The organism is Janthinobacterium sp. GW821-FHT03A03 (assembly GCF_059421435.1).
Map to the genome: position 1 here is coordinate 979,560 of NZ_JBWKUZ010000001.1, position 25,450 is coordinate 1,005,009.

Annotated in this window: 20 protein-coding genes; 9 read left to right on the forward strand and 11 right to left on the reverse strand. The window is 62.3% G+C overall.

From position 1 onward, the window contains the following. Positions 1-22: 22 nt before the first annotated feature. Entirely contained in the window at positions 23-1,012 is a 990-nt protein-coding gene (gene paaA / locus AC07VI_RS04435) for a 1,2-phenylacetyl-CoA epoxidase subunit PaaA (protein ID WP_086143664.1), read from the reverse strand. A 267-nt stretch (positions 1,013-1,279) separates the two neighbouring features. On the opposite strand from paaA, the gene paaX reads away from it, so the two are divergent. Further along, entirely contained in the window at positions 1,280-2,209 is a 930-nt protein-coding gene (paaX, locus tag AC07VI_RS04440) for a phenylacetic acid degradation operon negative regulatory protein PaaX (protein WP_086143663.1), read from the forward strand. Between the two features lie 235 nt (positions 2,210-2,444). Here paaX and AC07VI_RS04445 read toward each other — a convergent pair whose 3' ends face one another. After that, positions 2,445-2,699: a hypothetical protein gene (locus tag AC07VI_RS04445; RefSeq protein ID WP_070224236.1), complete on the reverse strand. Its 255-nt coding sequence runs from the start codon at positions 2,697-2,699 to the stop codon at positions 2,445-2,447. Between the two features lie 141 nt (positions 2,700-2,840). On the opposite strand from AC07VI_RS04445, the gene AC07VI_RS04450 reads away from it, so the two are divergent. Both AC07VI_RS04450 and AC07VI_RS04455 read left to right on the forward strand, forming a co-directional pair. Then, positions 2,841-3,965 carry a M14 family metallopeptidase gene (locus AC07VI_RS04450; RefSeq protein ID WP_086143662.1) on the forward strand — a complete coding sequence of 375 codons (1,125 nt, stop codon included), beginning with the start codon at positions 2,841-2,843 and terminating at the stop codon, positions 3,963-3,965. Positions 3,966-4,364: 399 nt separating this feature from the next. Further along, entirely contained in the window at positions 4,365-6,074 is a 1,710-nt protein-coding gene (locus AC07VI_RS04455) for a methyl-accepting chemotaxis protein (protein ID WP_086143661.1), read from the forward strand. Positions 6,075-6,096: 22 nt separating this feature from the next. Here AC07VI_RS04455 and AC07VI_RS04460 read toward each other — a convergent pair whose 3' ends face one another. Together AC07VI_RS04460 and AC07VI_RS04465 are read right to left on the reverse strand one after the other, a co-directional pair. Continuing rightward, complete coding sequence (locus AC07VI_RS04460) at positions 6,097-7,407, reverse strand: aminotransferase class V-fold PLP-dependent enzyme (RefSeq protein ID WP_492995850.1); 1,311 nt, start codon at positions 7,405-7,407, stop codon at positions 6,097-6,099. An 18-nt stretch (positions 7,408-7,425) separates the two neighbouring features. After that, positions 7,426-9,834, reverse strand: coding sequence for a TonB-dependent receptor plug domain-containing protein (locus AC07VI_RS04465; protein WP_492995852.1), 2,409 nt, complete (start codon positions 9,832-9,834; stop codon positions 7,426-7,428). 454 nt (positions 9,835-10,288) lie between these two features. Here AC07VI_RS04465 and AC07VI_RS04470 point away from each other — a divergent pair, with 454 nt between their 5' ends. Beyond that, positions 10,289-11,287 (forward strand): hypothetical protein, encoded by a 999-nt coding sequence (locus AC07VI_RS04470; protein ID WP_139842363.1) that lies wholly within the window; start codon positions 10,289-10,291, stop codon positions 11,285-11,287. A gap of 119 nt (positions 11,288-11,406) precedes the next feature. Here AC07VI_RS04470 and pmbA read toward each other — a convergent pair whose 3' ends face one another. Next, positions 11,407-12,759 (reverse strand): metalloprotease PmbA, encoded by a 1,353-nt coding sequence (gene pmbA / locus AC07VI_RS04475; protein ID WP_086143657.1) that lies wholly within the window; start codon positions 12,757-12,759, stop codon positions 11,407-11,409. 96 nt (positions 12,760-12,855) lie between these two features. Between pmbA and yjgA the strand changes: the two genes are divergently transcribed. From yjgA to AC07VI_RS04490, 3 genes are all read left to right on the forward strand, one after another. Continuing rightward, positions 12,856-13,455, forward strand: a complete 600-nt coding sequence (gene yjgA / locus AC07VI_RS04480; RefSeq protein WP_086143656.1) for a ribosome biogenesis factor YjgA — start codon at positions 12,856-12,858, stop codon at positions 13,453-13,455. 106 nt (positions 13,456-13,561) lie between these two features. After that, a complete protein-coding gene (gene mog, locus AC07VI_RS04485) occupies positions 13,562-14,194 on the forward strand; it encodes a molybdopterin adenylyltransferase (protein ID WP_492995855.1) in 633 nt (210 codons plus the stop codon). Next, positions 14,191-14,859 (forward strand): alpha/beta hydrolase, encoded by a 669-nt coding sequence (locus AC07VI_RS04490; protein ID WP_086143654.1) that lies wholly within the window; start codon positions 14,191-14,193, stop codon positions 14,857-14,859. The genes mog and AC07VI_RS04490 overlap by 4 nt, the downstream gene beginning before the upstream one ends. A 56-nt stretch (positions 14,860-14,915) precedes the next feature. Here AC07VI_RS04490 and AC07VI_RS04495 read toward each other — a convergent pair whose 3' ends face one another. The 6 genes from AC07VI_RS04495 to AC07VI_RS04520 all read right to left on the reverse strand — a co-directional run bounded on the left by AC07VI_RS04495 (position 14,916) and on the right by AC07VI_RS04520 (position 22,801). Further along, the gene (locus tag AC07VI_RS04495) at positions 14,916-16,463 is read right to left on the reverse strand and encodes a S1C family serine protease (protein ID WP_226935440.1); all 1,548 of its coding nucleotides are present in this window, start codon (positions 16,461-16,463) and stop codon (positions 14,916-14,918) included. A gap of 249 nt (positions 16,464-16,712) precedes the next feature. Next, the gene (locus AC07VI_RS04500) at positions 16,713-17,279 is read right to left on the reverse strand and encodes a carboxymuconolactone decarboxylase family protein (RefSeq protein ID WP_086143652.1); all 567 of its coding nucleotides are present in this window, start codon (positions 17,277-17,279) and stop codon (positions 16,713-16,715) included. Beyond that, positions 17,279-18,127, reverse strand: a complete 849-nt coding sequence (locus tag AC07VI_RS04505) for a fumarylacetoacetate hydrolase family protein (RefSeq protein WP_086143651.1) — start codon at positions 18,125-18,127, stop codon at positions 17,279-17,281. Before AC07VI_RS04505 ends, AC07VI_RS04500 begins: the two co-directional genes overlap by 1 nt. A gap of 118 nt (positions 18,128-18,245) precedes the next feature. Next, positions 18,246-19,970 carry a serine hydrolase domain-containing protein gene (locus AC07VI_RS04510; protein WP_492995859.1) on the reverse strand — a complete coding sequence of 575 codons (1,725 nt, stop codon included), beginning with the start codon at positions 19,968-19,970 and terminating at the stop codon, positions 18,246-18,248. A 177-nt stretch (positions 19,971-20,147) separates the two neighbouring features. After that, positions 20,148-21,434 carry an MFS transporter gene (locus tag AC07VI_RS04515; protein WP_492995861.1) on the reverse strand — a complete coding sequence of 429 codons (1,287 nt, stop codon included), beginning with the start codon at positions 21,432-21,434 and terminating at the stop codon, positions 20,148-20,150. 2 nt (positions 21,435-21,436) lie between these two features. Further along, positions 21,437-22,801, reverse strand: a complete 1,365-nt coding sequence (locus AC07VI_RS04520; protein WP_492995863.1) for a KamA family radical SAM protein — start codon at positions 22,799-22,801, stop codon at positions 21,437-21,439. Between the two features lie 282 nt (positions 22,802-23,083). Between AC07VI_RS04520 and AC07VI_RS04525 the strand changes: the two genes are divergently transcribed. After that, on the forward strand, positions 23,084-23,542 hold the full coding sequence (locus tag AC07VI_RS04525; RefSeq protein WP_034780434.1) for a cache domain-containing protein: 459 nt from the start codon (positions 23,084-23,086) through the stop codon (positions 23,540-23,542). A gap of 84 nt (positions 23,543-23,626) precedes the next feature. Then, the gene (locus tag AC07VI_RS04530; protein WP_099419311.1) at positions 23,627-25,327 is read left to right on the forward strand and encodes a methyl-accepting chemotaxis protein; all 1,701 of its coding nucleotides are present in this window, start codon (positions 23,627-23,629) and stop codon (positions 25,325-25,327) included. Positions 25,328-25,450: the final 123 nt, after the last annotated feature.

Consider the following 25,450-nt stretch of genomic DNA (forward strand, 5'->3'; position numbering starts at 1 on the left):
TCCCCTCTAGTCGTATTTATATTCAGGCTACCGCTTTGTTAGCGGCTTGCTTGTCGGCGTAGGCAACCAGTGCATCGCGGAACCACTCACCATCCTCGTACGCTTTCACGCGCGTTTGCAGGCGTTCGCGGTTGCACGGGCCATTGCCCTTCAGGACATTGTTGAACTCGGACCAGTCGATTTCGCCGAATTCATAGTGGCCCGTTTCCGCATTGAACTTCAGGTCGGGATCGGGCACGGTCAGGCCCAGGTATTCGATTTGCGGCACGGTCTGGTCGACCATGCGCTGGCGCAATTCATCGTTCGAGAACAGCTTGATGCGCCATTGCGCCGACTGGGCGCTGTTGACGGAGGCGGCGTCCGACGGGCCGAACATCATCAAGGACGGCCACCACCAGCGGTTCAGCGCATCCTGCGCCATGGCTTTCTGTGCTGGCGTGCCCTTGCACAGCGACATCATGATGTCGTACCCCTGGCGCGCATGGAACGATTCTTCCTTGCAGACGCGGATCATGGCGCGCGCATACGGACCATACGAGCAGCGGCACAGGGGAATCTGGTTGATGATGGCCGAGCCGTCGACCAGCCAGCCGATGGCGCCCATGTCGGCCCACGACAGGGTGGGATAGTTAAAGATGCTGGAATACTTGGCTTTGCCCGAGTGCAACGCGGCCAGCAAGTCGTCGCGCGACACGCCCAGGGTTTCCGCGGCGCTGTACAGGTAGAGGCCGTGGCCCGCCTCGTCCTGGATCTTCGCCAGCAGGATCGATTTGCGTTTCAGGGTCGGCGCGCGCGTGACCCAGTTACCTTCAGGCAATTGGCCGACGATTTCCGAGTGCGCGTGCTGCGAAATCTGACGGATCAGGGTCTTGCGGTAGGCGTCCGGCATCCAGTCCTTGGCCTCGATCTTGATGCCTTCGTCGATGCGCGCCTGGAAAGCGCGCTCTTCCGATCCCATCTCGTCGATGGAACGGACGTTCTTGAGGCCGGTTTCAACCATTTGTGCGTACATGATGTGTCTCCCATGTCTTTGATTTTGCGCAGCAACGCGGTGCGATGAACAGATAATACGATACAAAAAACGATTTGCATACACTTGATGTGAGTCATTTTAAAAATTCGTATCTTGTGCAGCTTTTTTGTGCGTATGATATTGCTTATGAGAAAACACCCAGGGGACGCCACCAGCGTCCCGGCAAATTATTGCCGCGCTACCCGCGCAGCCAAGTAAACTGCTGCTTTTATTGAATCGACCGCAACACGGCCAGACCGGAACCACATGAAGAACACCCGCTGCACGGCATGGATAGCCGATTTCCTGGAAAGCGACCCACCGCGCTCGAAGTCCCTGGTGATGACCATCTTTGGCGACGCCATCGTGCCGCGCGGCGGCGCCATCTGGCTGGGCAGCCTGATCGAACTGCTGGCGCCGTTCGGCGTCAATGACCGGCTATTGCGCACCAGCGTGTTCCGCCTGGCACAGGAAGGCTGGCTCAGCTCGCAACGCGACGGCCGCCGCAGCGCCTATGCAATACGCCCGGAGGCGCTGGCCCGCTTCGAACGCGCCTACCGCCGCATCTATGCGCCGCTGGTGGTGCACTGGGACGGCAGCTGGACCCTGGTGATCGGTCCGGCCGGCAGCATCGGCGCGGCCGAACGGGGCGCACTGCGCAAGGAATTATTGTGGGCCGGCTATGGCTTGATCTCGCCCGGCATCTTTGGCCATCCGGCCAGCAATACGGAGGCGCTGGAAGATATCCTCGTGCGCAACGAGGTGCAGGGCAAGCTGTATGTCTGCCACACAACAGAGTTGCCCGGTGTCAGCACGCGTCCCCTGCGCGACATGGTGGGCGACTGCTGGGACTTGTCGGAAGTGATGGCCGGCTATGCAAAATTCATCGCCAGCTTCCAGCCCCTGCTGACCTTGCTCCAACAGGAACCCGTATTTGACGCGGAACAAGCGTTCGTCATCCGTTCGCTGCTGACGCACGCCTACCGCCGCGTGCAGTTGCACGACCCGCAACTGCCCGTCGAACTGCTGCCCGAACCATGGCCCGGCACGCAGGCCTATGCACTGGCGCGCGCCCTGTACCGCATCACGTATGCGGCCGCGGAAGAACATATCCTGGCCACCCTGCGGCGCGAGGATGAACAGGCACCGGACGTGGAGCCGTGGTTTTTTGAACGTTTTGGCGGACTGAACACCTGATTAAACGTCCATGGCGGCGTTGCAGGGCCTGGGCGTACGTTCGTACTGCCTGCGGCCCTGCGCCTTGCCCTGGCTATTTTTCACGTGTTCAGGAATAAGAACACCTATCAAAACCTACTGCGCGTCGGTATTTGCGGCCTGCGATGCTCACTGTACCTTCGTACAGTTGCGCTTCTCAACCACAACTCCCTTCCGCTCGCTACGGTTTTACTAGGTGTTGCAAGTCACCGCCTGCTCACTGTTTTGCCACCACCTGCTTGGCCCCCGCCAGCAAATCCTGCCCCAGCTTTTCCAGCGCATTGGCCTGCACCAGCATGGTGTCGAGGATGGCGACGTTGAAGGTGAACTCGGCCGGCGTGGTGTAGCCGGGGAAACGTATAATACGCAGCAATTCCTGCAAGGTCGTGCCCTTGCCCAGGTGCGCCAGTGCGTCGCTGAGGGCGCTGATTTTCTTTTCCAGTTCGCGTATGTGGTTGCTATGGTCGTCCATGATGCTCTCCCCGTGTCCGAGCTTCCACGTTAGCAAAGCATGTCCCGCCTCGTTTGCGCCAGCACAAAGGCGTGGCTAAAACGGGTATCATCGCGCCATTGCACACGATGCAAAACCCATACGTTTTTATCAGGAACACTCATGACCATTAAAATCAGCCAGCAATTCGACGCCGGCGCGATCGAGGTGCTGCGCGCCGACGATGCCCAGTCCATCGAGCTGAACATCCGCAAGGATTCCCACGCCGACATCACGCAGTGGTTTTACTTCCGCCTGCAAGGCGCGCAAGGCGAGGCGTGCACGATCCGCTTCATGAATGCCGGCAAGTCGGCCTACCCGGACGGCTGGAAAGATTACCAGGCCGTGGCCAGCTACGACCGCGAAACCTGGTTCCGCGTGCCGACCAGCTTTGACGGCACGGTGATGACCATAGCACACACCCCCGAGGAAGAAAGCGTCTACTACGCCTATTTCGAACCGTACCCATGGGACCGCCACCTGGCCCTGATCGACAGCGCGCAAGCGTCGCCGCTGGTGCGCCTGATCGACCTGGGCAGCACGGTAGAAGGCCGCGACATGAATCTGCTGGTCGTCGGCGACGCCGATGCCGAGAAAAAAGTCTGGGTCATCGCGCGCCAGCATCCCGGTGAAACGATGGCCGAGTGGTTTGTCGAAGGCATGCTCGAAGCGCTGCTGGACCAGGCCAATCCGTTTGCCCGCCAGTGCCTGCAGGACGCCGTCTTCTACGTGGTGCCGAACATGAACCCGGACGGTTCCGTGCACGGCAACCTGCGCACCAACGCGGCCGGCGCCAACCTGAACCGCGAATGGATGACGCCGACCATGGAGCGCAGCCCGGAAGTATTCCTGGTGAAACAGAAAATGCATGAAATCGGCTGCGACCTGTTCCTCGACGTGCATGGCGACGAAGGCTTGCCCTACGTCTTCGTGGCCGGCAGCGATGCGCTGGAAACCTTCACTGCTGAACAAAAGGCGGAGCAGGAACGCTTCATCGCCGACTTCAAGGTGGCCAGCCCCGACTTCCAGGATGAGCACGGCTATGAAGACGGCCCGTTCACGCCGGAAGTGCTGACCATGGGCTCGCCCCACATCACCCATGCCTTCGGCTGCCTGTCGCTGACCCTGGAACTGCCGTTCAAGGACAATGCCAACGATCCCGACCCGCAAACGGGCTGGAGCGGCGCCCGCAGCGCCGCCCTGGGCGCGGCCGTGCTGCAGCCTATCCTGTCCACCTTGCGCGCCTGAGTACCTGGGCCGACACGGCCTGCCTGATCCCATGCCCCGCACGCCGGGGCATTTTTTATGCCTGCACGGCAAGCGTTGTTGAAGCAGCGCTTTTTTTCGCGAACATCTTGCCCGCCAGAAATTATCGTCCTACACTTGACGACAGATTCGGGCCGCGCCACGCTGCGCTGCCCCGCAAGAATACACCGCCGGGCCAGTCGCCACGACTTTCCGGCCAAAGGAAATACGCATCCATGGCCTCGGCCATGGCATCACGGCCCTATCCCTGCCGCGCCAGCTCTCTGTAACGCAAACTGACCGCATCAGCACCGTCATCGACGCCGCCTGCCCGCATGGCCGGCCAAGGCCGGGACGGCGCCGAGCGCACGCTTTCCGCTTTTCGCCCAGGATGGATGACCTATGTCTAAGCTCAAAATCAGTACGCGCCTGGCCTGCAGTTTCGGGCTGATCATTGCCTTGCTTGCCATTGTGGCATTTGTTTCCGTAAGCCGCATTCGCAACATCAACGCATCGACGGAAAAAATCCTCAATGACCGCTATGTCAAGGTCATGCTGTCCAATACGATCCAGTCCGAAATCAATATCCAGGCCCGTCTGCTGAGCAACGCCATCATCGGCGCCAACGATGCAGACGAAGTCAGTAGCGCCATAGGAAAACTGGAGGCGTCGCGGAAAAAGAACGTGGAATTGCTGGCGCGCCTGAAAACCCTGGTCAACACGCCCAAGGGCCAGGAACTGTTCCAGGCCGTGATGAACAGCCGCGAAACGTACAGCAAGACGCGCGATGCGAACATCAAACTGTTGCAAGAAGGAAAATCAGAGACGGCGGGCATCTTCCTGCTGACACAGCTGCGCTATCCGCAAGAAAAATTCCTGACAGCACTGGCAGCCATGGCCAGCTTCCAGGAAGGGCTGATGGCCGCCGAAGGCAAGCAGGCGCTCGCCGACGGGCGCATGGCCATCATCCTGACCCTGTCCCTGTCCATTGCCGCGACGTTCATCGCCATTGCCCTGGCCATCCTGATCAGCCGCTCCATCAGCCGCCCCCTGGCCGAAGCCGTCAAAGTGGCGCAGCGCGTGGCCTCGGGCGACCTGTCGGGCAGCATCGACGCGCGCGGCAGCGATGAAACCGGCTTGCTGCTGCAGGCCCTGAAGGCCATGAACGACAATTTGCAAGGCATCGTGGCCCGCGTGCGGCACGGCACGGACGCCATCGCGCACGGCTCGCGCGAAATCGCCTCCGGCAATATGGACCTGTCCTCGCGCACGGAGCAGCAAGCCAGTTCGCTTGAGGAAACGGCCTCGTCGATGGAAGAACTGACGTCGACCGTCAAGCAGAATGGCGAAAACGCGCGCCAGGCCAATCAAATGGCCCAATCGGCCTCCAGCGTGGCCAGCAAGGGCGGCCAGGTGGTGGCGGAAGTGATCTCGACCATGGATTCCATCAATGCCTCGTCGAAGAAAATCGTCGACATTATCAGCGTCATCGACGGCATCGCCTTCCAGACCAACATCCTGGCCCTGAATGCGGCCGTGGAAGCGGCCAGGGCCGGCGAGCAGGGCCGCGGCTTTGCCGTCGTCGCCACGGAAGTGCGCAACCTGGCGCACCGCTCCGCCGCGGCCGCCAAGGAAATCAAGATCCTCATCGACGATTCCGTGCAGCAGGTCGGTCTCGGCAGCACCCTCGTGCATCAGGCGGGCAGCACCATGGAAGAGATCGTCAGCAGCGTGCGCCGCGTTACGGACATCATGGCCGAGATCACCTCCGCCAGCAACGAACAGGAAGCGGGCATCGAGCAGATCAACCAGGCCATCACGGAAATGGATGCCGTAACGCAACAAAATGCCGCCCTCGTGGAAGAAGCGGCGGCCGCCTCCGAAGCCCTGCAGGGCCAGGCAGGCAGCCTGGCCGAAGCCGTCAGCGTCTTCAAGCTCGACGGCACGCAGGCGCTGCCAGCGGCGCAGGTGCAGGCCATCCGCGCCCCGGCACGCGCGCCAGCCAAGCCTGCCGCCGTACCGCGCGTCACGGCCACCGCCGCACCCGCCAGGAATGCAGACAAGGCGGGCGCCCTGGCCGTGGCCGCCGACGCCGAATGGGAACAATACTGAAGCAGCGCTTGCAGAGCCAGCCTCAGCCCTTGGCCACCTTGCGCAAGGCATCGACCAGCTGGTCCAGGTGCGCCTCTGGCGTAAAGATGCCCGGCGTCACGCGCAGGCAGGCGCCCGACGCCAGGCCATCGCGCGGCACGGCAAAGATGCCGTGCTCCTGCACCAACTTTTTTGACAAGGCAAAGTTGTCAGCCGCGCTCGTCTTGCCTTTCAGGCGGAACGAGGCGATGGCGCTCGTCAAGCGCGGATCGGCCGACGCCAGCACCTCGATGCCTTCGATGCCGCGTGCCGCTTCCACCCAGCGGTTGCGCAGCAGCCGCAGCCGCGCCTGCTTGTTGGCCACGCCTATGTGCGCATGCAAGTCCAGCGCCGTCGGCAAGCTCAGGTAGGCGGCGAAATTCACCGTGCCCGTATGCACGCGCGTGCGGATATCGTCCCCCGCAGCTTCTCCCATGTAAGGGTCGATATCGGCCACCCGGCCCCGCTTGATGTAGGCGGCGCCCACGCCCACGGGCGCGCCTATCCATTTATGCAGGTTGATGCCGGCAAAGTCCGCCTGCAAATCGGGGATGGTCATGTCCAGCTGGCCAAAACCATGCGCTGTATCAACAATCACGTCGATACCCCGTTCGCGCGCCAGGCGGCTGATCTCGGCCACGGGCAAGACCATGCCGTTGCGGTGATTCACATGCGTGAGCAGCATCAGTTTCAGCTTCGGCTGGCGTTCCATGGCGGCAACATAGGCGGCCACCACATTGTCATGCGTAAACGGTTCCGGGATGGCAATGGAGACCACCCGGGCGCCGCACCGCTGCTCCAGCCAGCGCGTGACGGTGATCATATTGTCGTAATCGATATCCGCATACAGCACCGTGTCGCCCGGCCGCAGGCGGTTGTAGCCGGCGATCAGTATTTGCAGCGCTTCCGTGGCGCCCCGCGTGAGGACGATTTCATCGACGCCCACGCCCAGCGCCTTGGCGGCCGCCGCGCGGGCCGCCTCGAAATCCGCGGGAAAGCGCATGCGCGCATACCAGGCGTTGTCGCGGTTGACCATGTTCAATTGTTGCTCGTAATGGGCCAGCACGGGCCTGGCCATGGAACCCCAGAAGGCGTTGTCCAGTTGTACCACCGCATCGGTCGTATCGTATTGCGCGGCGACCGCTTTCCAGTACGCCTGGTCGGTGGCCAGCATCTCCGGCGTAGTGCCGGCCGCAACTTTGGGCAAGCCTGGCAGGGCGGCGGCCGGCGGCGCGGCAGCCGCGCCGCCGGCGGCAAACGGCAGGGCCGCCGCCAGCGGACCGGCGCACAGCAGCGCGCGGCGTTGAGGATTCATTTTCAAAAAAGTTCCCCCTTAGAATTTAATTTTGTATTCTACATACAGATTGCGGCCATCCGTGTCGTATGGCGCATTGCGCGAATAAATCAAACCGCGGCTGGCCTGGAACGTCGCTTCATCGGGATAGCTATCGAGCACATTGTCGACGCCCACGCGCACGGATTGCTTGTCGTCAATCTTGTAGCTGGCCGCCAGGTCGAGAAACTGCATGGCGCCGAAGCGCTGGAAGATATCGCCCGTGGCATTGCCCGAATTGTCCGTCCATGCCCCATAGTGGCGCACGCGGGCCAGCGCATTCCAGCGGCCGGTATCGTAAATTGCGCTGAGGGTGGCCTTCTGGCGCGGCAGGCGCTCTTCGAAGACCTGGCGCTGGGCCGGATTGGTCACCAGGCTGGACTTGCCGCCATCGACCTTCGTCGTGTTGTAGTTGTAGGCCAGGGTGAGGTTCAGCTTGCCGTCGCCGTCGCCGACGCGGCTCAGGTGGCTGCCGACGATATCGATGCCGCGCGTGGTGGTGTCGAAGTCGTTCGTGAAATAGCTGACGGAGGTGTAGCGCAGCGGATTGGCCACGCCGGCCGGCACGGCAAACGCAGCGGAGGTGCTGAAGCGGTCGCTGACCTTGATGTCGTACACGTCGACGGAACCGGAAAAACCGGCCGGCGTCTTCCACGTCAAGCCCAGCGACAGGTTTTTCGATTTTTCCGGCTTCAGCGCCTGCGCGCCGAGCAGGATGGCCAGCGGATCGCTGTTGGCCAGGCGGCCGCTGGTAAACAGCAGCAAGGTCTTGGTGTCGAGGCCCTGATTCGTGCTGTTGGTGTTCGACTGGCCCGGCGTTGGCGCACGGAAACCCGTCGAATACGAGCCGCGCAGGGCCAGGCTCTCGCTCAGGGCATAGCGGGCCGACAACTTGCCGTTGACGGTGCTGCCGAATTCCGAGAAATGTTCATAACGGGCCGCCCCGCCCAGGCTCAACGCCTTCGTCACGGGCACTTCCACGTCCAGGTAAGCCGCATAGCTGTCCTGGCCCCAGCTGCCCGCCTGGCGATCGCTGAAGCCGGGCGCGCCGTTGGCGTTCGCGTCCAGGCCGATGGCCGCGCCCTGCCCCACCGTCCAGGAGGCCGCATCGCCCGCCTTCACGCCATACGTTTCATTGCGCGCTTCCGCGCCAAAGGCGATATTGACCGGCTGCGGCAGCGACGCCACGGGCAATTCATAGTTGAAGTTGGCGTTGAGAATCTTTTCCGCCTGCGACAACTGTCCCAGGTAGAACGCCGTCGGGCTGGCCGGCCCCATGGAGGCGTTGATGGAATTGGCCAGGTGGTAATCGATGCGGCTGCGGCCGTAGGAAGCGCTTACGTCCCAGCCGAAGCGGTCGCTGAAGCGGCCGCGCAGGCCTGCCACCACTTGCAGGTCGTCCTGCTCGTTCGAATAGCTGGGGCTGAAACCGAGCGGATACAGGCTGCGCAAGTCCCAGCCGGGGAACAGGCTGCTGGTTTTATACGCGCCCGTGCTGGTGTCGGGATTTCTCCAATTAAAATCCGAGCTGCCGTCGCTGCGGCTGAACAGGCCGAAACCGTACAGTTCCAGCGTGTCGGACAGGGCCATGCCGGCATTGAAGCCGAGGCGTTTGCTGTCGAGTTCAGGCTGGCCCCAGCGCTGCACGGGATTGGGCACCTTCAGTGCCGGATGGGCATTCTGGAAGGCGATGGCGTCGGCCCGCTGGCGCGTGCGCGACGTGGGGTCGGACTTGGCCAGCGCGCCGAAAATCGTCGCCTTGCCTGTCTCGCCAAACGCAAAGCCCGTCTTCAGATTGAGTTCGTTACCCTTGCCGTCGCCTTCCGAATATTGCGAATGGTGCAAGGAAAGCTCCGTGCCGACCGTGTCGTCGAGGATGATGTTGATCACGCCGGCAATCGCGTCGGAACCGTACTGGGCCGAAGCGCCGTCGCGCAGCACTTCGATGCGCTTGATGGCGGATACGGGAATCTGCGCCAGGTCGGGCGCCTGCGCGCCGCGCGCGCCCAGCAAGGCGCTGCGGTGGAAGCGCTTGCCATTGATCAATACCAAAGTCTGGTCCGGCGACAGGCCGCGCAGGGTGGCCGGGCGCACGAAGACTTGCCCATCGGCCATTGGCAGGCGCTGCACCACGTACGAGGGCACGAGTTGCGCCAGCACATCGTTCAAGTCCGACGACTCGACGGCGCCGATATCCTCGCGGTTGAACACATCGACGGGCGCCATGGTGTCGAACTGGGTGCGGTTGCTGCCGCGCGTGCCGGTGACAATCACGGCTTGCGGTACATCAAGGGAGTCGCTGGCGGACACCGGGACAGCGGACGCGGCTTGCGCCTGGCCGGCAAACACGGCGTGCATGGCGCACAACAGGGCCGCAGCGCGGGCGATGCGGGTACGGGAACAGGTCATGGGAAAGTCTCTATGCAGTGATCGATCAAACAACGACGTGCTGCTGCAAGACTCGCATCTTGCATGAAATATCACGAAGTTCGGCCTACTTACATTAAAAGCATCTAAATCACGCAAATAACGTCAGATGGCGCCATCATACGAAGCGATTGTTTCCGCCGTATGACGTGCTGATCACTGCCTGAAAAACGCCGCACATGCCCTCCACTGCGGCTCCGGCGCGAGGATGCAGCGGAAGTGCGCACCGCTTGCTCGCCGTTGCAGCCATGCAGCCGGCATGTCTTCACTCTCCAGACAACCATGTTTTCATTCCTGCGCATCGAGCAATTGGCGCCGCATTGAGAGAGGAAAGTAAGAGTGCGGTGAGACAATTCGATAGATTTCCTACAATCAACACTCCCTATAATGCGGCGGCGCAACGACACGCATTCTTGTCGCTAGATTAGGTTTAAAGATGAAGAAACACACCATATTGTGCGCTCTCGTCAGCTTGCTCGCCGCATGCGGCGGCGGCGGTGGCGACGGTGGCAGCGGCGGGAATGGCGGCAGTCCGGATCTCAAACCGGTGGTTCCACCGGCACCGGTGCTGACATCCATCAATGCCGCAGATGCATTAAAGAAATTCCTGGGCAGCGACCTGACCATTTCGAATCTGGCATCCAATGATGGCAGTCTTGGCACCGCGACGCTCATCATCAGCCAGGAGTTGGGACAGCCAGCCCCATTCGTTACCAATGGCGTGTCGCAACAAGCGGCATCCGTCAAAGTCATTTCACTGCTGCGTAGCAATGCCAGCGGCAAGCTGCAATACCGCAATACCTGGAAACTGCATCTGGACGCGAATATGCAGCCTATCGGCATGGCCATCGGCTACGCCGATGCCGGCTACAAGGCATGCATGTCCGTCACGGGCCGCAATGAGTTGCCCACGCTCAGCAATGCATCCGGGACGTATTTTTCGGGAATTCAAACGTCCACGTATACCGAAGGTTTCAAGGCAGGGAAATACGCGAATTACTGCGATCCTAGCGGCACGGCGACCGCCGACGCGGAATGGTCAGTCGCCGCAGGTTCGCCAAATCCCTATTTCTGCCTGACGATGCCTGGCAGTTTGTCCACGGCCAGGACGAGAATGTGCATTCCAGTCGATGCGGCGGGTACGCAGAATCATTCCGCGTGGGTTAGACTCATCAACCCCGATGGCAGTGTCGCGATCGATTACAAGAACACGGCCTTGAACAAACCGATCGAACAGCTGGGTACCGTCATCGATGCCAACAACTATTGGTATGGCGCAGTATGGCGTCCGCTGGACGGCTATATTTACCAGCGCTACCAGGATACCAAATTTGCATCACAGCAAGCATGCAGGGATCAGACGGCGATTAACTGGAAAGCGACCTGGGATGCTGCGAATATTTCGTGGACCTGCGTCAACGTCAAAACACTGTAAGAAGTTAACGCAGCACTTCCCCTGGCACCGTTACCGGTGACAGGGGCGGTATCGAGTCACCATGGCCGCGTCACTTGAAGCCGCTTGTCGCTGGCAAATGTGCTGCGCACAGGCAGGCCTCAGCCGCCGGCCACCACCATGCGCTCGATGAGGATGGAACCGGTCTGCTTGGTGCCCCGGCGCAGCACATCGGCGCCCACGGCAACGATGTTGCGCAGCATATCCTTCATGTTGCCGGCGATGGTGATTTCCTCCACCGGATACTGGATCACGCCATTTTCCACCCAGAAACCTGACGCGCCGCGCGAATAATCGCCCGTCACGTAATTGGTGCCCTGCCCCATCAGTTCCGTCACCAGCAAGCCCGTGCCCAGCTTTTTCAGCATGGCAACAAAATCGTCGGTGGCCGCCGTCTGGCTGGACGTCAGGTACAAATTGTGCGAGCCGCCCGCGTTGCCCGTCGTCTGCATGCCCAGTTTGCGGGCGGTATAGGTCGACAGGAAGTAACCTTGCACCACGCCATCCTTGACGACGTCGCGGCTGACGGTTTTCACGCCCTCCTCGTCGAACGGCGCGGAACCGACGCCGCCGATCACGTGCGGGTCTTCGAAGATCTGTACGTGCGACGGCAGCACTTGCGTGCCGAGCGAGTCCAGCAGGAAAGTGGATTGGCGGTACAGGGCGCCGCCCGAGGTCGCCTGCACGTAGGTCCCCAGCAAGCCGGCCGCCAGCGGCGCCTCGAACAGCACGGGACAGGTGCGCGTGCCCAGCTTGCGCGCGTTCAGGCGCGACAGGGCGCGCTCGGCGGCATAGCGGCCGATGGCTTCCGGACTCGACATTTTTGAGGCGTCGCGCACGGAGGAATACCAGTCGTCGCGCTGCATCTTGGCTCCCTTGCCGGCGATGGGCGCCACCGACAGGGTGTGGCGGGAAAACGGGTAGCCGCCGATGAAACCGCGCGAATTGGCGGAAACAAAGTGCGATTGCTGCACGTGCACGCTGGCGCCCTCGCTGTTCGTGATGCGCGGGTCGACGGCGAAGGCGGCCGCTTCGGCCCGCTGGGCCAGTGCGACGGCTTCCTCGGCGGAAATCAGCCAGGGATAGAACAGTTGCAAGTCGCGGGGCGCCATTTCCAGCATGTCCGCGTCGGCCAGGCCCGCGCAATCGTCCTCGGCCGTAAAGCGGGCGATGTTGTAGGCCGCGTCCACCGTGGCGCGCAGGGCGGCAGGGGAAAAGTCGGACGTGCTGGCGTTGCCGCGTTTCTTGCCGACAAACACGGTCACGCCCATGCCCTTGTCCTTGTTTTGCTCGATCGTCTCGATCTTGCCTTTTCGTACAGAAACGGAAAGCCCGCCGCCTTCGCTGACTTCGACGGCGGCGTCCGTGCCGCCGGCGTCCCGCGCAAAAGACAACACATCACGGGCTAGTTGCTGCAATTGCTCTTGGCTATGGGTAAATACGGAGTCGTTCATGCGCTGTTTTCTTCGGAAAGCCGCTAAAAAGGTTATCATAGCAGTCGTTTACAGTTTACAGGAGCGGTCCACAAGTCCTCTCCCGCCTTATATATCATGCCAAATCCAAACCGGGGAGCTTGCGGCTTCCAATCCTCCGAATTCGAACAGGAATATGAACGTCCGTCGAAATCGGAACTCAAGCGCCAGATGACCGTCCTGCAAAAGCTGGGCGAAGAACTCGTCAATGAAGCACGCGACCGCGTCAAGCGCGTCCCGATGCCGGAAGACGTGCGCGACGCCATCCTCGAATGCCAGCTGATCAAGGATCACGAAGGCCGCCGCCGCCAGCTGCAATACGTGGGCAAGAAAATGCGCACCCTGGACGAGGAAGAGGTGGCCGCCATTCAACGCACCATCGATAGCTGGAAAGGCTTGTCGAAAGCCGACACGGCCGCCATGCACGCGATGGAACGCCGCCGCGACAAACTGTTGACGGATGACAAAGCCCTGACCGTCTTGCTGTCGGAAAACCCGGAACTGGACGTGCAGCACCTGCGCACCCTGATCCGCAATGCCCGCAAGGAACAAGCCGAGAACAAGCCGCCGAAAGCCTACCGCGAAATTTTCCAGATCCTGAAACAGATCGCCAAGAAGCAAAACGGCGGCAAGGATGATGCGGATGAAGATGGCGTCGAGCCAGAAGCAGACGAATAAGCAACTGGGGGGCAGACCCGGCGGGTCTGACCCCGAAATGAGCTAAAAACCGGGATAATCCCGGTTTTATTGTTTTTACGACACTCCAGACTTTTATAGGCGACCGATGTCCACCACTCTCGAAGACGAATTGATTATCGGCCTCGTGTCGATCTCCGACCGCGCCAGCGGCGGCGTGTATGAAGACCTGGGCGTCCCCGCCCTGGAGAGCTGGCTGTCCGCCGCCATCCGCACGCCGTTCCGCCTGGAAAAACGTTTGATCCCCGACGAGCGCTCGCAGATTGAACACACCCTGATCGACATGGTCGACCTGAACCACTGCCATCTGATCCTGACGACGGGCGGCACGGGCCCGGCGCGGCGCGACGTGACGCCGGACGCCACGCTCAGCGTAGGGACCAAGGAAATGCCCGGTTTCGGCGAACAGATGCGCCAGATCAGCCTGCAATTCGTGCCGACGGCGATCCTGTCGCGCCAGGTGGCCGTGATCCGCGAAACGCCCGAGCGCGCTTGCCTGATCATGAACCTGCCGGGCCAGCCCAAAGCCATCAAGGAAACCCTGGAAGGCTTGAAGGATGTTGATGGGAATCAATTGGTAAACGGCATCTTCGCTGCCGTTCCCTATTGTATCGACCTCATCGGTGGTCCCTACATGGAAACCGAGCCGGCCATCTGCAAGGCCTTCCGTCCCAAATCGGCGCTGCGTCCGGCGCAACCACTACCAGAGGAAAATACATGAGCACCTTGCTGGAAACCATAGAACTCGACAGCGCACCGAATCCCGCCGTCTCCATCATCTGGATGCACGGCCTGGGCGCCGACGGCAACGACTTCGTGCCCTTGGTCAAAGAGCTCGATTTGCGCGGCTGTCCCGCCATCCGCTTCATTTTCCCCAGCGCCGGCACCATGCCCGTCACCATCAACAACGGCTATGTGATGCGTGCCTGGTACGACATCCTCGTGAGCGACCTCGTGCGCCGCGAAGACGAGAGCGGCCTGCGCGCCTCGCAAGTACAGATCGAGGCGCTGATCGCGCGCGAAAAGGCGCGCGGCATTCCCGCCAGCCGCATCATCCTGGCCGGCTTTTCGCAAGGCTGCGCCATGACCCTGCAGACGGGCTTGCGCCACGCGGAACCGCTGGCCGGCCTGATGTGCCTGTCCGGCTACCTGCCGCTGGCCGACAAGACGGCGCTTGAACGCACGCCGGCGAGCCTGCAGACGCCGATCTTCATGGCGCACGGCACGGCCGACCCCGTGGTGCACATCGCCCGCGCGCAGCAGTCGCGCGACTTGCTCACCGGCATGGGCTACAAGGTGGAATGGCACGAATACATGATGCAGCACTCGCTGTGCCAGGAAGAGATCGACGCCATCGGCGCGTGGCTAAAAAAAGTACTGGCCTAACATAAAACAGGCGCGGCTTGCGCCACGCCTGTCCTCCTACGAAACGCCGGGAACGATCAGTTCGCCGGCGTTTTTTCGTTCCAGATTTTCAGCATGTCGGCCGACGCTTCCGAGCGGATACCGTTGTCCGTCAGCACCGATTCCGTGGCCGCCAGCATGTCCTTGCGGGGCACGACGACCATTTCGGCGTCGCGCTGCTGGAAGCGGAAGGTCAGCAACTCATCCGTCTGGTCACGCAGCAGGGCCACCAGGTGCGCCAGGCTGCGCACGCGCACGCCATTGACGGAATCGACGACCGAGAAGAAACGGGTGCTGTAGCCATTCATCAGCTTGTGCGGGAAGAACGGCGCGGCGATCACCACCAGTTCCTCGCGCTCGGCATCGGGCGCGTCGCCGCGGCGCGTCATCAGCGGATTGCCTGCAAAACTCATGCCCGTCAACACGCCCGCATTGCCATTCGGACCGGCCATGAATTCCGTGGTGGCGCGCGAAAACACCATGGGGCCGAAGATGAAATACGAAGGATAGTTGCCCTGCAGGCTAGGAATGAGCATCGGGTGCGCCGCCGAGACGGGCACCTTGATTTTCAGGGGCGCGCCCTGGCGCACCACGCTCAAAGGCAACTGGCCGTCTTTCGCCAGCTGCTGCACGCGGTACTGGAAGCGCACGCGGCTGTTGGCATTCAGCTTGACCATGCCCTGGTTATCGATAGGAAATTCACCGATCTGCGTGATGACATCCCACTCCTTGAGCGGATAGGCGGCGTCCTTGCTGGCAGGCGTCATCACGACGGCGCCCTCGACGCCCTTGGCCAGCTTCAGGTAGCTGCGCAGCGCCGGATTTTCCAGCGTTTGCGTTACATCAAGCAAGGCCGGCTTGCCCTTGGGCACGCCGCTTTCCTGGTCGCGCAGGAACAGCTCGATTTCCTCGTTGGGAATGATGTAGCCGATGTTTTGCGCATTGAGCATGCCGGCAAAGGCCAGGCCGATCATCTTGTCGCCGGCGATCACGGGACCGCCGCTGTTGCCCGGGTTGATGGCCGCGTCGATCTGGATGCGCAGGCCGGAGACGGGGAAGTTGTAGCGCACGAATTCGATGCGCGATACGATGCCCTTGGTGATCGACAGCGAGGTGCCGCCCGTCGGATAGCCATAGGCCAGCACGGCATCGCGCACGTCCGGCAAGACATTGGCGCGCGGCACCGGCTTGTGGCTGGCGAAAAAGCCGTCATCGTCGATCTTCAGCAAGGCCAGGTCCATGCCCCGCGAAATGGCCAGCACCGTGGCCGGTATCTTGTCGCCCGCACCATTCGCCTGGATCTGCACCTGGCTCGCATAGCCGACCACATGCGCGTTGGTAAGGATGCGCCGGCCCTCGATGACGACGCCGGAGCCCGTCACCTCCTGCGGCTGGGCCTTGCTCCAGGGTTTATAGGGGTCCGGCCCGCGCAGGGTGGAAAACACTTTGACGACGGAATTTTCCAGCGCGGAAGCGCTGGCGGTCGTCTCGGCGGCCAGCGCCCGCAGCGTCGTCAAGGGGGAAAAAGAAAGGGCCAGCGCCAGCAAGGCGCGGCCCATCAGGGTGAAGCACGGACGAGTTTTCATTGAGCAATTTAGCAATGGAAGGGAAGCAAAATTATATATTGAATAATTGCAACTTCATTACACTTTGTCCATCTTTACCCGAAGAACGCCTCTAAGTAATCCTCAGGAAATTATTGTGAATTTATGAAGAACAGAACCGGATGCTATGCAAGGCGCCCGCTGCTAGCAGCGGGCAAGCCTCGTCGGCCACCTTGCAGAGCGCCGGTTATGGAAGTCAGAAATCACAATAATTTATTGGGGGTTACTGCATCAGGCCGGCAGTGGCGGCACGCCCAAGGCCGGCACGGCCGTCTGCGCGCCATTCATTACCATGGCTAAAAATGTGTAATAGCCATTGATACCCATCAAGTCGACCACGCCCTGCTCGCCGAACAGCGCCAGCGCGCGCGCGTACGTGGCGTCGCTGACCCGCTTGTTCTGCTGCAACTCGATACAGAAGTCATGCACGGCTCGCTCGTCGTCTTGCAGGGCCGCGGGCGGGCGCCGCTGCGCGATGGCGTCCACGGCCGCCTGCGCGATGCCGTTCTGCACGGCCAGCGGCGCGTGGATGGCCCACTCGACCTGCTGGTCCCACTGGCGCGCCGTCACCAGGATGGCCAGCTCCGACAGCCGCGTGCCGATGGCGCTGCGGTAACGCAAATACTCGCCCATGCGCTGCGCCGCTTCCATCAGCTCGGGACTGCGGATCAGCGGCACGAAAGGGCCGTACAAGGCCCCGCGCGGGCCGTCGATGATGGCTTGCGCGGCCGCGCGCTGCTGCGCATCGAGCTGCGCCAAAGGCAGCGGCGGCAGCCGGTCGATAGCAAAACCGGCCATCAGGCGGTCCAGGCGACGACGTCCTGCTGCTGCTCGCCCAGGCCGGCGATGCCCAGGCGCAGGCTGTCGCCTTTCTTCAGGAAGCGCTGCGGCTTGCGGCCCTGGCCCACGCCCGGCGGCGTGCCAGTGGCGATGATGTCGCCCGGTTCCAGGGTCATGAATTGCGACAGATAGCTGACGATCTGCGCCACGGTGAAAATCATGGTTTGCGTATTGCCTGTCTGCATGCGCTTGCCGTTGACTTCCAGGTACAGGTCCAGGTCCTGCTCGTCGATGACTTCATCGCGCGTCACCAGCCACGGGCCGACGGGTCCGAAAGTGTCGCAGCCCTTGCCCTTGTCCCACTGGCCGCCCCGCTCCAGCTGGAACGAGCGCTCGGAAATATCGTTGACGACGCAGTAGCCTGCCACGTATTTCAGCGCATCGTCTTCGCTCACGTATTGCGCGCGCGTGCCGATGACCACGCCCAGCTCCACTTCCCAGTCCGTCTTTTTCGAGCCTTTCGGCAGCACGACATTGTCGTCCGGGCCATTCAGGCAGCTGATTGCCTTCATGAAAACGATGGGTTCGGCCGGAACCGGCATGCCTGCCTCGGCGGCGTGATCCGCATAATTGAGGCCGATGCCGATGAATTTGCCGACCTTGGCCAGCGGCACGCCGAAGCGCGGATTGCCGCGCACCAGGGGCAGGGTCTGCTCATCAATCCTGGCCAGCTTGCGCAGGGCCTTGTCGGACAGTTGCGCGCCGTCAATATCGGCAATCACGCCGGACAGGTCGCGCAGTTTGCCTTCTTCATCGATCAGGCCCGGTTTTTCCTTGCCTGGACGTCCATAACGAACGAGTTTCATAGTCTTCCTTGGAGTTGATCATTGCCGCTGTGCAGGCTGCCATTTTACCGGATGGCCCGGCGCGCCTGTAGCGGTCCATGAAAAACACGGGAATCGGGCCATGCATGCGCAGGAGCAATCAGGGCACGGCGGTGTTGCCGGCCGCGCCGGTGAGGGCCACTCGCGTAAAGGCTACCTCGTTCGCGCGGCTTTCCGTGACCGTGAATCCTGCGCAGGGCTTCGATGCCATGCACTGGAACGTCACCAGGCCAAATGGCCAGGGGCCAACGAAACGCTGCTTGCCGAACGGCGCCAGCGCGACGTCGCCACGCGCATAGCCCAGCACCACGCTGCCCTCCTTCGCCGTGACAGTGTAGAGCGCATGCAGTTCATCGCTGTAGTATTCGCCCAGCAAAGGCTGCAGTTCCTGGCCGGACAGCCGCGCGGGCGCAAGGCGCCTGGCGCGCACGGCGCGCGCATTACGCAGCCAGGTGCCGCTGCCGATGACGCCAGCCGCATCGGGCGCATCGAAACGGAAGCTGGCGTTGCTCAGCTTGACGAAGAACTCGCGCTCGCTCGCCGGGTAGAACTGCATCTTCTCGTCGCCTGCCGTCCAGCCGAACAACTGGCCTTGTTCCCTGGCAAATGTGATCGCCGAACCGTTTTCCAGCGCATAGGTGCCGAGCAAGGCGTCCAGGCGGGCGGGAGCAAGCGACACCTGCACGCCGTCCGAATAGTCGGGAACAGGTTTCGGCAGGGGTTCGAGCTGGCCAGCGAGATAAATGTCGGCTATGCGCTGGCCGAGCCGGCCAGCCTGCACGTCGGCGCCGTTGGCGGCGACGATGATCGTCAGCCGCTGCTGGGGAAAGTAGGCCAGATAGCTGCGGAAGCCGGCATCCGCGCCGCTATGATCGATGCTTTTCAGGCCGCGGTAAGTGCCGACCTCGACACCGCCGCCATAGGCGGTGGGCGTGCCATCGTTAAAGGTGGCCGATGTTTGCATCTGAGCAAGCAAGGCAGGGCCGCCGACGCGGGCATCGTCGAAATTGTTTGCCCACAGTAGCAGGTCCTCCGCAGTCGTCAACAGGTTGCTGGGACCGACCGTGGAGTACGACAGGGCGACGCTGGCGTAGCCGCCCGCCGGTGCCGGCTGGTAGGACCGCGCGCGGCGCGCGACCAGGGTCCCATATTGCTCATGGAAAACGGTATGCCGCATGCCGAGCGGCTCGAAGATGCGTTCCCGCGCAAACGCGGCCAGCGGCTTGCCCGCCACGTTCCTGACGATGGCCGCCAGCAGCGTGTAGCCGGTGTTGTTGTAGGCGAAATCGCTGCCGGGCGCAAAATTGAGGGCGCGCTGGCGGCGCACCAGGCGCATCACGTCCTCGTCCGTGATGACATCGTCCATGCGCCATCCAGCCATCGCCAGCAGATTCCACTGGTCGCGCAGGCCGCTCGTGTGACTCAGCAGGTGACGGATGCGTATCGTCTGGCCGAATTCCGGCAGCTCAGGCACGTACTTGCGCACGTCGTCGTCCAGCGACAGCTTGCCCTCCTGCGCCAGCAGCAGGATGGCGAACGCGGTGAACTGCTTCGACAGCGAAGCGACGTGGATGGGCGTAAACGAGGTGATCGCGCGGCCCTGCTCGATGTCGGCCATGCCGAAATTGCCCCGGTAGCTAATCTGGCCATCCTGCACGACTAGCACCGCCGCGCCCGGGGAATCGGGCCGGTTCCATGCTGCAAACAGGGCGTCCACCAGCTGTCCCCGGGCGGCATCCTGCGCAGCCGAAGGCGCCACAGGGTTGGCCTGGGCAGGCGGCTGCAGCGCCAGCAAAACGAGCGCGAGGTAATAAAGTGCCTTCATGTCTTTAATTTCCCTACGGAAATGGCTGATGACTGGAATTGTATAATATTTAATTGTCATAAAAATACAAAATCAGCTAGCTGACCGGCAGCCAGCGGCATCGCACCTCGCGCATGGCGCATTCTTATCGCCAGCACAGGCCTTGCCTTGCCGGTTGACGGACACGATCGAGCCCCACTAATCATCCTTGGCGTTGATCATTGCCGCCGTGCCGGCCCCGATCTTGCAGGTACCCCCGGCACGCTTGCGCTGGCGCATGAAATACATCGCCAGACCCGGCAGTTGCAGCGCCACGAGCACGCCAAACGCCGCCTGGTAGGCCTGCGGCGGATACTGCTGCGAGCTGTTCAGGGGCCAGCAGCCGAGGATCAGGCCAAAGCCCGCCTGCACCAGGAAGGCGCCCGTAAAAATGAGCAAGTTCAGGCAGGTGGCCGCCCTGCCCGTCAGGCTGGCCGGCATGCTTTGCGCGACGATCGCATACTCGAGGCCCGTCACCGTACCCAGCAGGGTAAACAGCACGGACAGCATGGGCAGGCCGGGCACGACGTTGCACGCCATCGCCACTTGCACGGCAATAAACAGGGCGATGCCCACGGCCGCCAGTTGCACGGGGGCCATGCCGCGCCGGCCCGCCCATTCTGTCAGCATGCCCATGCCGATGGCGCCAAAGATGACGGCCGCCATCCCCAGGTACAGCAGAAACGCCACGTTATGCTCGGACAGGCCGCCCACGTCGGCCAGCCAGCGCCCTATCCACAAGCCCTGCACGCCAAAAAACACCGTATGCGGCAGCAGGATCAGCGCGATGGTGCGGCGAAAGGCCGCGTCGCGATAGACACCCCATACGCTGGCCTTGTTCACGGCAGCGGCCGGCACTGGCATGGCCGGCGACAGCAGGCGGATCAGCACGCCGATGGCCAGCGCGGCCAGCGCCAGGCCCAGGAACACCCCGCGCCAGTCCGTGTAGTGCAGGGCCAGCCTGACGGGCATGGTGGCGGTGGCCGCGCCCAGGCCGCCGACGGCGATCAGGTAGCCGTGCACGGAAGGCAGGCGCGACGGCGCGACGGCGCACGAGACCGCCTTCACGGCGGCCATGAAACAGCCGCCGAGCCCGGCGCCCATCACGGCGCGCGCCCACATCAGCTCGGCAAAACTGTGGCCCCGGCTGAACAGCCACACGCCCAGCGCCGCCAGCGCCATCAGCCACACTTGCACGGCGCGGGGACCGTAACGGTCGAGCGCCATGCCGACTGGCAATTGCACGCACGCAAAAGCGAGGAAGAAGGCGCTGGTCAGCAAGCCCAGCTGCGCTGGCGTCAGGGCGATGGAGGCCAGCAATTCCGCCGTCAGCACGGCATTGACGCCACGCAACAAACACGACAGGTAATGCCCGAGCGCAAACGGCAGGAAGACCAGGCAGAACACGGCCACACCGGAGCGGGCTGGTGCGCCGGCGCCACGCATGTTCAGGCAGCCTGCGCCAGGCGGATGACTTTATGCGGCAGTTGCGGCACGGGCTCATCCGTTTCGAAGAAGAATTTTTCCTGGCCGAACGCGGGTTTCAGATGATCCATCCACGTCGCTTCCGCATCGAACTGTGCATAAAACGGCCGGCGCACCCAGTCCGGGTTGCGCGCCTGCAAGAACTGCAGGGCGAACAGCTTTTCGCCATGGATGGTGACGACGCCATCGATGACGACCTTGCCGGGAAACGCGCTCATCGATGGGCCCCGCACCGTGCGCGACAGGCCCGACACCTTCTGGTAGGCGGCCTGGAAAATTTCATGCGCGCGGGCCAGCGGCAACTCGAAATAGCCGCGCGGGCCCGTGTCCCGTTCGACAAACATATAGTAAGGAATCGCCCCCAGGCGCGTGCCCGTCTGCCACAGCTCGGCCCAGCTGTTCGGGTCTTCATTGATGTGACGGATCAGCGGCCCCTGCATGCGCAGGGTGGCGCCCGTGGACACGATGCGCTTGACGGCTTGCTGCGCGATGTCCTGGCGCAACTCGACGGCATGGCTGTAATGGCCCATCACGGCCAGGTTCTTGCCCGCCTTGACGATGCGCTCGAACAGCCGCATCAAGTCGTCCGCATCGCGGTCGGAGACGAAACGCTGCGGCCAATACGCCACCGCCTTGGTGCCGATGCGAATGTTCTGGATGTGCTCGAGGCCCGGCGCCAGCAGCGGTTCCAGGTAGGCGGCCAGTTGCCGCGTATTCATGATCATCGGGTCGCCGCCCGTGATCAGCACGTCCGTCACCTCCGGATGCAGTCTCAGGTAAGCGGCCAGCTCGTGCGATTCGCGCGCATCGAACTTCATGTCGTCCATGCCGACGAACTGGGGCCAGCGGAAGCAGAAGGTGCAGTACGCGTGGCAGGTCTGGCCGGCGCTGGGAAAAAACAGCACCGTTTGCGCATATTTGTGCTGCAGGCCGCGCACGGGCGCGTCGTTGACCCGGGGCACGTTATGCGTCATCTGCCCGGCCGGATGGGGATTCATGCCCAGGCGCAAGCCATGCACATAGGCGTTGATGGCGGCCTTGTCCTGTTTGCGCAGTACCAGGTCGCGCAAATGCACGTACTGCTCGGGCGGCAGCATGTCGCGGTGGGGAAAGACGAGGCGGTAGATGGGATCGTCAGGAATATTGTTCCAGTCGATCAATTGATCGAGCACATATTCATTGGTGCGAAATGGCAACACGTGCGAGACCACTTGCACGGCTTCGCGCAACTCTTGCGGCAGCCATTCCCACTGCCGCGCCTGTTGTATGGTTTGCCGGGTGTACGGCTTGAACTTGGGTGAAGACGGTTCGGTGATCAATGCGGACACGGTCGGCTCCTTGCCAGTAAATAGCGATAACGTCCATGAAATCAGCCAAAAACCGGCCAATTCCACCCTGTTTCTTGCCATGCAGTCAGACCCTGGCATGCTGTGAAAGTCATCATAATTCTTGCCAGAAGGAACCAAATTGCCACATATCAACAAGCTTGCCGATAGGCAGAGAGATGCAATTCGGCAAGACCTTAGTTTGTTCCATCGCAATTTGATGGAAGCGGCGCCGACGTAAATTACGACTTGGCAACACTTCCCTCGATTTCACAAGGAGCTGTCATGAAACGCTTATTCACGGGTAGCCTGCTGTGCCTGGCATTTGCCGGCGGCAGCGTCAGTGCCGCGGTAGAACCGACGGAGAAAGACGCCATCGCCATGGCGGAACGGGGCGCCGCCTTCATGAAGGCGCATGGCAAGGAAGAAATGATGAAGAAAATCACGGCGAAAGACCCGGACTTCGTGCAGGGTTCGCTGTACGTGGACATGCGCGACATCAAGACAGGCATCGTGCTGGCCCACCCCATCAACCCTTCCATCGTGGGCAAGGATTTGACGGACGTGCCTGACGCGAATGGCAAGAAATATCGCCGGGAAATCATTGAGCTGGCGCAAAAGCAAGGCAAGGGCTGGGTCGACTACCAGTACAAGAATCCCACCAGCGGCAAGATCGAGCCGAAGACCACGTATATCTTGCGCGTCAACGATGTGGTGCTGGAAGCGGGCATCTACAAGAAATAAGGCAGTCCCGGCGCAGGCGCGGCGGGCGGCGCGAGCCGGCCTGCCGCTGGGCGCCGTTTGCTCAGCCATAGCCAGGAGTCAAGCATGCTCAATCAACTACGCCTCGGTCCAAAATTACTGCTGGCGCCCGCGCTGGTCTTGCTGCTGCTGATACTCAGTTCAAGCGGCGCCTGGTATGGCATGGTGCGGCAAAATGCCTCGCTGGAAAACATGGTGCGGGTGCGCATCGCCCATCTGAAGGCCGCCGCCGACGTACTTGGCGAGGCCAGGCATGTGCACGGCAATATGTACCAGTTGCTGTCGTGGACCAATGGCAGCTTTGCAAAAGCCCGCATCGATGCGTTGGAACAACAGATCAAGGCGCGCCACACCGCCATCGGCACCCAGCTGGCCGCGCTGCGGGGCACGGCCACGGGCGCCGAGCGCAGCTTGCTCGACACGGCCATCAAGGCCCTGGCCGGGTACCGCAAGGCGGTGCTGGAAACCATGGAAATGGCGCAGATGGACCAGTCGATCGCCACCAACTCCATGCTCAAGGCGGAAACCCAGTTCGTCCAGTTCAATGCGCAGCTGGCGCAACTGTCCGCCCTGGAAACGACGCTCAGCAGCCAGGCCCATGCGACGGCCAGCGCGGAGTTCCGCAGCCTGGGCTGGAGCCTGCTGCTGACGGTGCTGCTGTCGATTCTCGTCTCCATCGTGGTGACCATGCTGGTGCGCCGCGCCATGCTGGCGGAAATCCGCGGCATCGCCGACGCCGTGCAAGACCTGGCCGCCGGCAAGCTGACCGCCGGCGCGCCCCGGCAGGGCAACGATGAAATCGCCGACACGTCGCGCGTGCTGGACCAGGCCATCGCGCAGTTGAACCAGACCTTGCGCACCATCATGGACGCCGTGCAATCGATCGACACGGCATCGCGCGAAATTGCCACGGGTAACCTCGATTTGTCGGCACGCACGGAAATGCAGGCGAGCTCGCTGGAAGAAACGTCGAGCGCCATGGAAACCTTGACCATAGCCGTCAACGACAATGCCGGCAATGCCCAGCTGGCCTGCGACCTGGCGGCACAGGCATCGAGCCTGGCCGTGCAAGGGGGCACGGCGATGCAGCAGGCAGTGGCGACGATGGCGACGATACGGGCCAATTCGCGCCAGATCGTGGATATTATCGGCGTGATCGACGGCATTTCCTTTCAGACCAATATCCTCGCGCTGAACGCCGCGGTGGAAGCGGCGCGCGCGGGCGAGCAGGGCCGCGGCTTTGCCGTGGTGGCGTCCGAAGTACGCACGCTGGCGCAGCGCTCGGCGCAAGCCGCCAGGGAAATCAAGACCCTGATCGCCACGTCCGTCAGCACCATCGACGGCGGCAGCGTGGCCGTGCAGCAGGCAGGCGAGCGCATGGGCGCCATCGTGGCCTCGGTACAGCAAGTCAACGACATCATCCAGAGCGTCAAACAGGCCAGCGCCGAGCAGGCGTCCGGCATCACGGAAGTGAACCAGGCCGTCACGCAGATGGATGACGTCACCCAGCAAAACGCGGCCCTGGTGGAGCAGGCGGCGGCCGCCGCCGCCAGTTTGCAGGACCAGGCCGTCAAATTGTCGGCGGCAGTCAGCGTCTTTACCCTGGATTCAGCCACGCCGGCGGCGCGCGCCGGCGCGGACGAGGACGCCTTTCAAGACCCCGCCAGGACGCCCGTCCAGGAACGGCGCGCGCTGCACAGCCCGCTACGCGGCAGGCCACACAACAATGCGCCAGGTAACGCCTCCCGCCGCCAACGCGGTGTTTAATGCCAGCATCCAGCCGCAGGCACGTACCGGCACACTCAAGAACGCCTAACAAAACCGTAGCGAGCGGCAGTGCTTTGTGGCGGAGAAGCGCAGCTGTGCTGAAGCACGGGGCCGCCGAGGCAG

What these genes read in the sequence shown, in the direction of transcription:
- AC07VI_RS04505 (WP_086143651.1), bottom strand. Translation starts at nt 18,127, where the DNA reads ATGAAACTCGTTCGTTATGGACGTCCAGGCAAGGAAAAACCGGGCCTG.
- AC07VI_RS04500 (WP_086143652.1), bottom strand. Translation starts at nt 17,279, where the DNA reads ATGGCCGGTTTTGCTATCGACCGGCTGCCGCCGCTGCCTTTGGCGCAG.
- AC07VI_RS04470 (WP_139842363.1), top strand. Translation starts at nt 10,289, where the DNA reads ATGAAGAAACACACCATATTGTGCGCTCTCGTCAGCTTGCTCGCCGCA.
- AC07VI_RS04450 (WP_086143662.1), top strand. Translation starts at nt 2,841, where the DNA reads ATGACCATTAAAATCAGCCAGCAATTCGACGCCGGCGCGATCGAGGTG.
- AC07VI_RS04455 (WP_086143661.1), top strand. Translation starts at nt 4,365, where the DNA reads ATGTCTAAGCTCAAAATCAGTACGCGCCTGGCCTGCAGTTTCGGGCTG.
- AC07VI_RS04495 (WP_226935440.1), bottom strand. Translation starts at nt 16,463, where the DNA reads ATGAAAACTCGTCCGTGCTTCACCCTGATGGGCCGCGCCTTGCTGGCG.
- AC07VI_RS04530 (WP_099419311.1), top strand. Translation starts at nt 23,627, where the DNA reads ATGCTCAATCAACTACGCCTCGGTCCAAAATTACTGCTGGCGCCCGCG.
- AC07VI_RS04525 (WP_034780434.1), top strand. Translation starts at nt 23,084, where the DNA reads ATGAAACGCTTATTCACGGGTAGCCTGCTGTGCCTGGCATTTGCCGGC.
- yjgA (WP_086143656.1), top strand. Translation starts at nt 12,856, where the DNA reads ATGCCAAATCCAAACCGGGGAGCTTGCGGCTTCCAATCCTCCGAATTC.
- pmbA (WP_086143657.1), bottom strand. Translation starts at nt 12,759, where the DNA reads ATGAACGACTCCGTATTTACCCATAGCCAAGAGCAATTGCAGCAACTA.
- AC07VI_RS04465 (WP_492995852.1), bottom strand. Translation starts at nt 9,834, where the DNA reads ATGACCTGTTCCCGTACCCGCATCGCCCGCGCTGCGGCCCTGTTGTGC.
- AC07VI_RS04510 (WP_492995859.1), bottom strand. Translation starts at nt 19,970, where the DNA reads ATGAAGGCACTTTATTACCTCGCGCTCGTTTTGCTGGCGCTGCAGCCG.
- AC07VI_RS04445 (WP_070224236.1), bottom strand. Translation starts at nt 2,699, where the DNA reads ATGGACGACCATAGCAACCACATACGCGAACTGGAAAAGAAAATCAGC.
- paaA (WP_086143664.1), bottom strand. Translation starts at nt 1,012, where the DNA reads ATGTACGCACAAATGGTTGAAACCGGCCTCAAGAACGTCCGTTCCATC.
- AC07VI_RS04490 (WP_086143654.1), top strand. Translation starts at nt 14,191, where the DNA reads ATGAGCACCTTGCTGGAAACCATAGAACTCGACAGCGCACCGAATCCC.
- mog (WP_492995855.1), top strand. Translation starts at nt 13,562, where the DNA reads ATGTCCACCACTCTCGAAGACGAATTGATTATCGGCCTCGTGTCGATC.
- paaX (WP_086143663.1), top strand. Translation starts at nt 1,280, where the DNA reads ATGAAGAACACCCGCTGCACGGCATGGATAGCCGATTTCCTGGAAAGC.
- AC07VI_RS04515 (WP_492995861.1), bottom strand. Translation starts at nt 21,434, where the DNA reads ATGCGTGGCGCCGGCGCACCAGCCCGCTCCGGTGTGGCCGTGTTCTGC.
- AC07VI_RS04460 (WP_492995850.1), bottom strand. Translation starts at nt 7,407, where the DNA reads ATGAATCCTCAACGCCGCGCGCTGCTGTGCGCCGGTCCGCTGGCGGCG.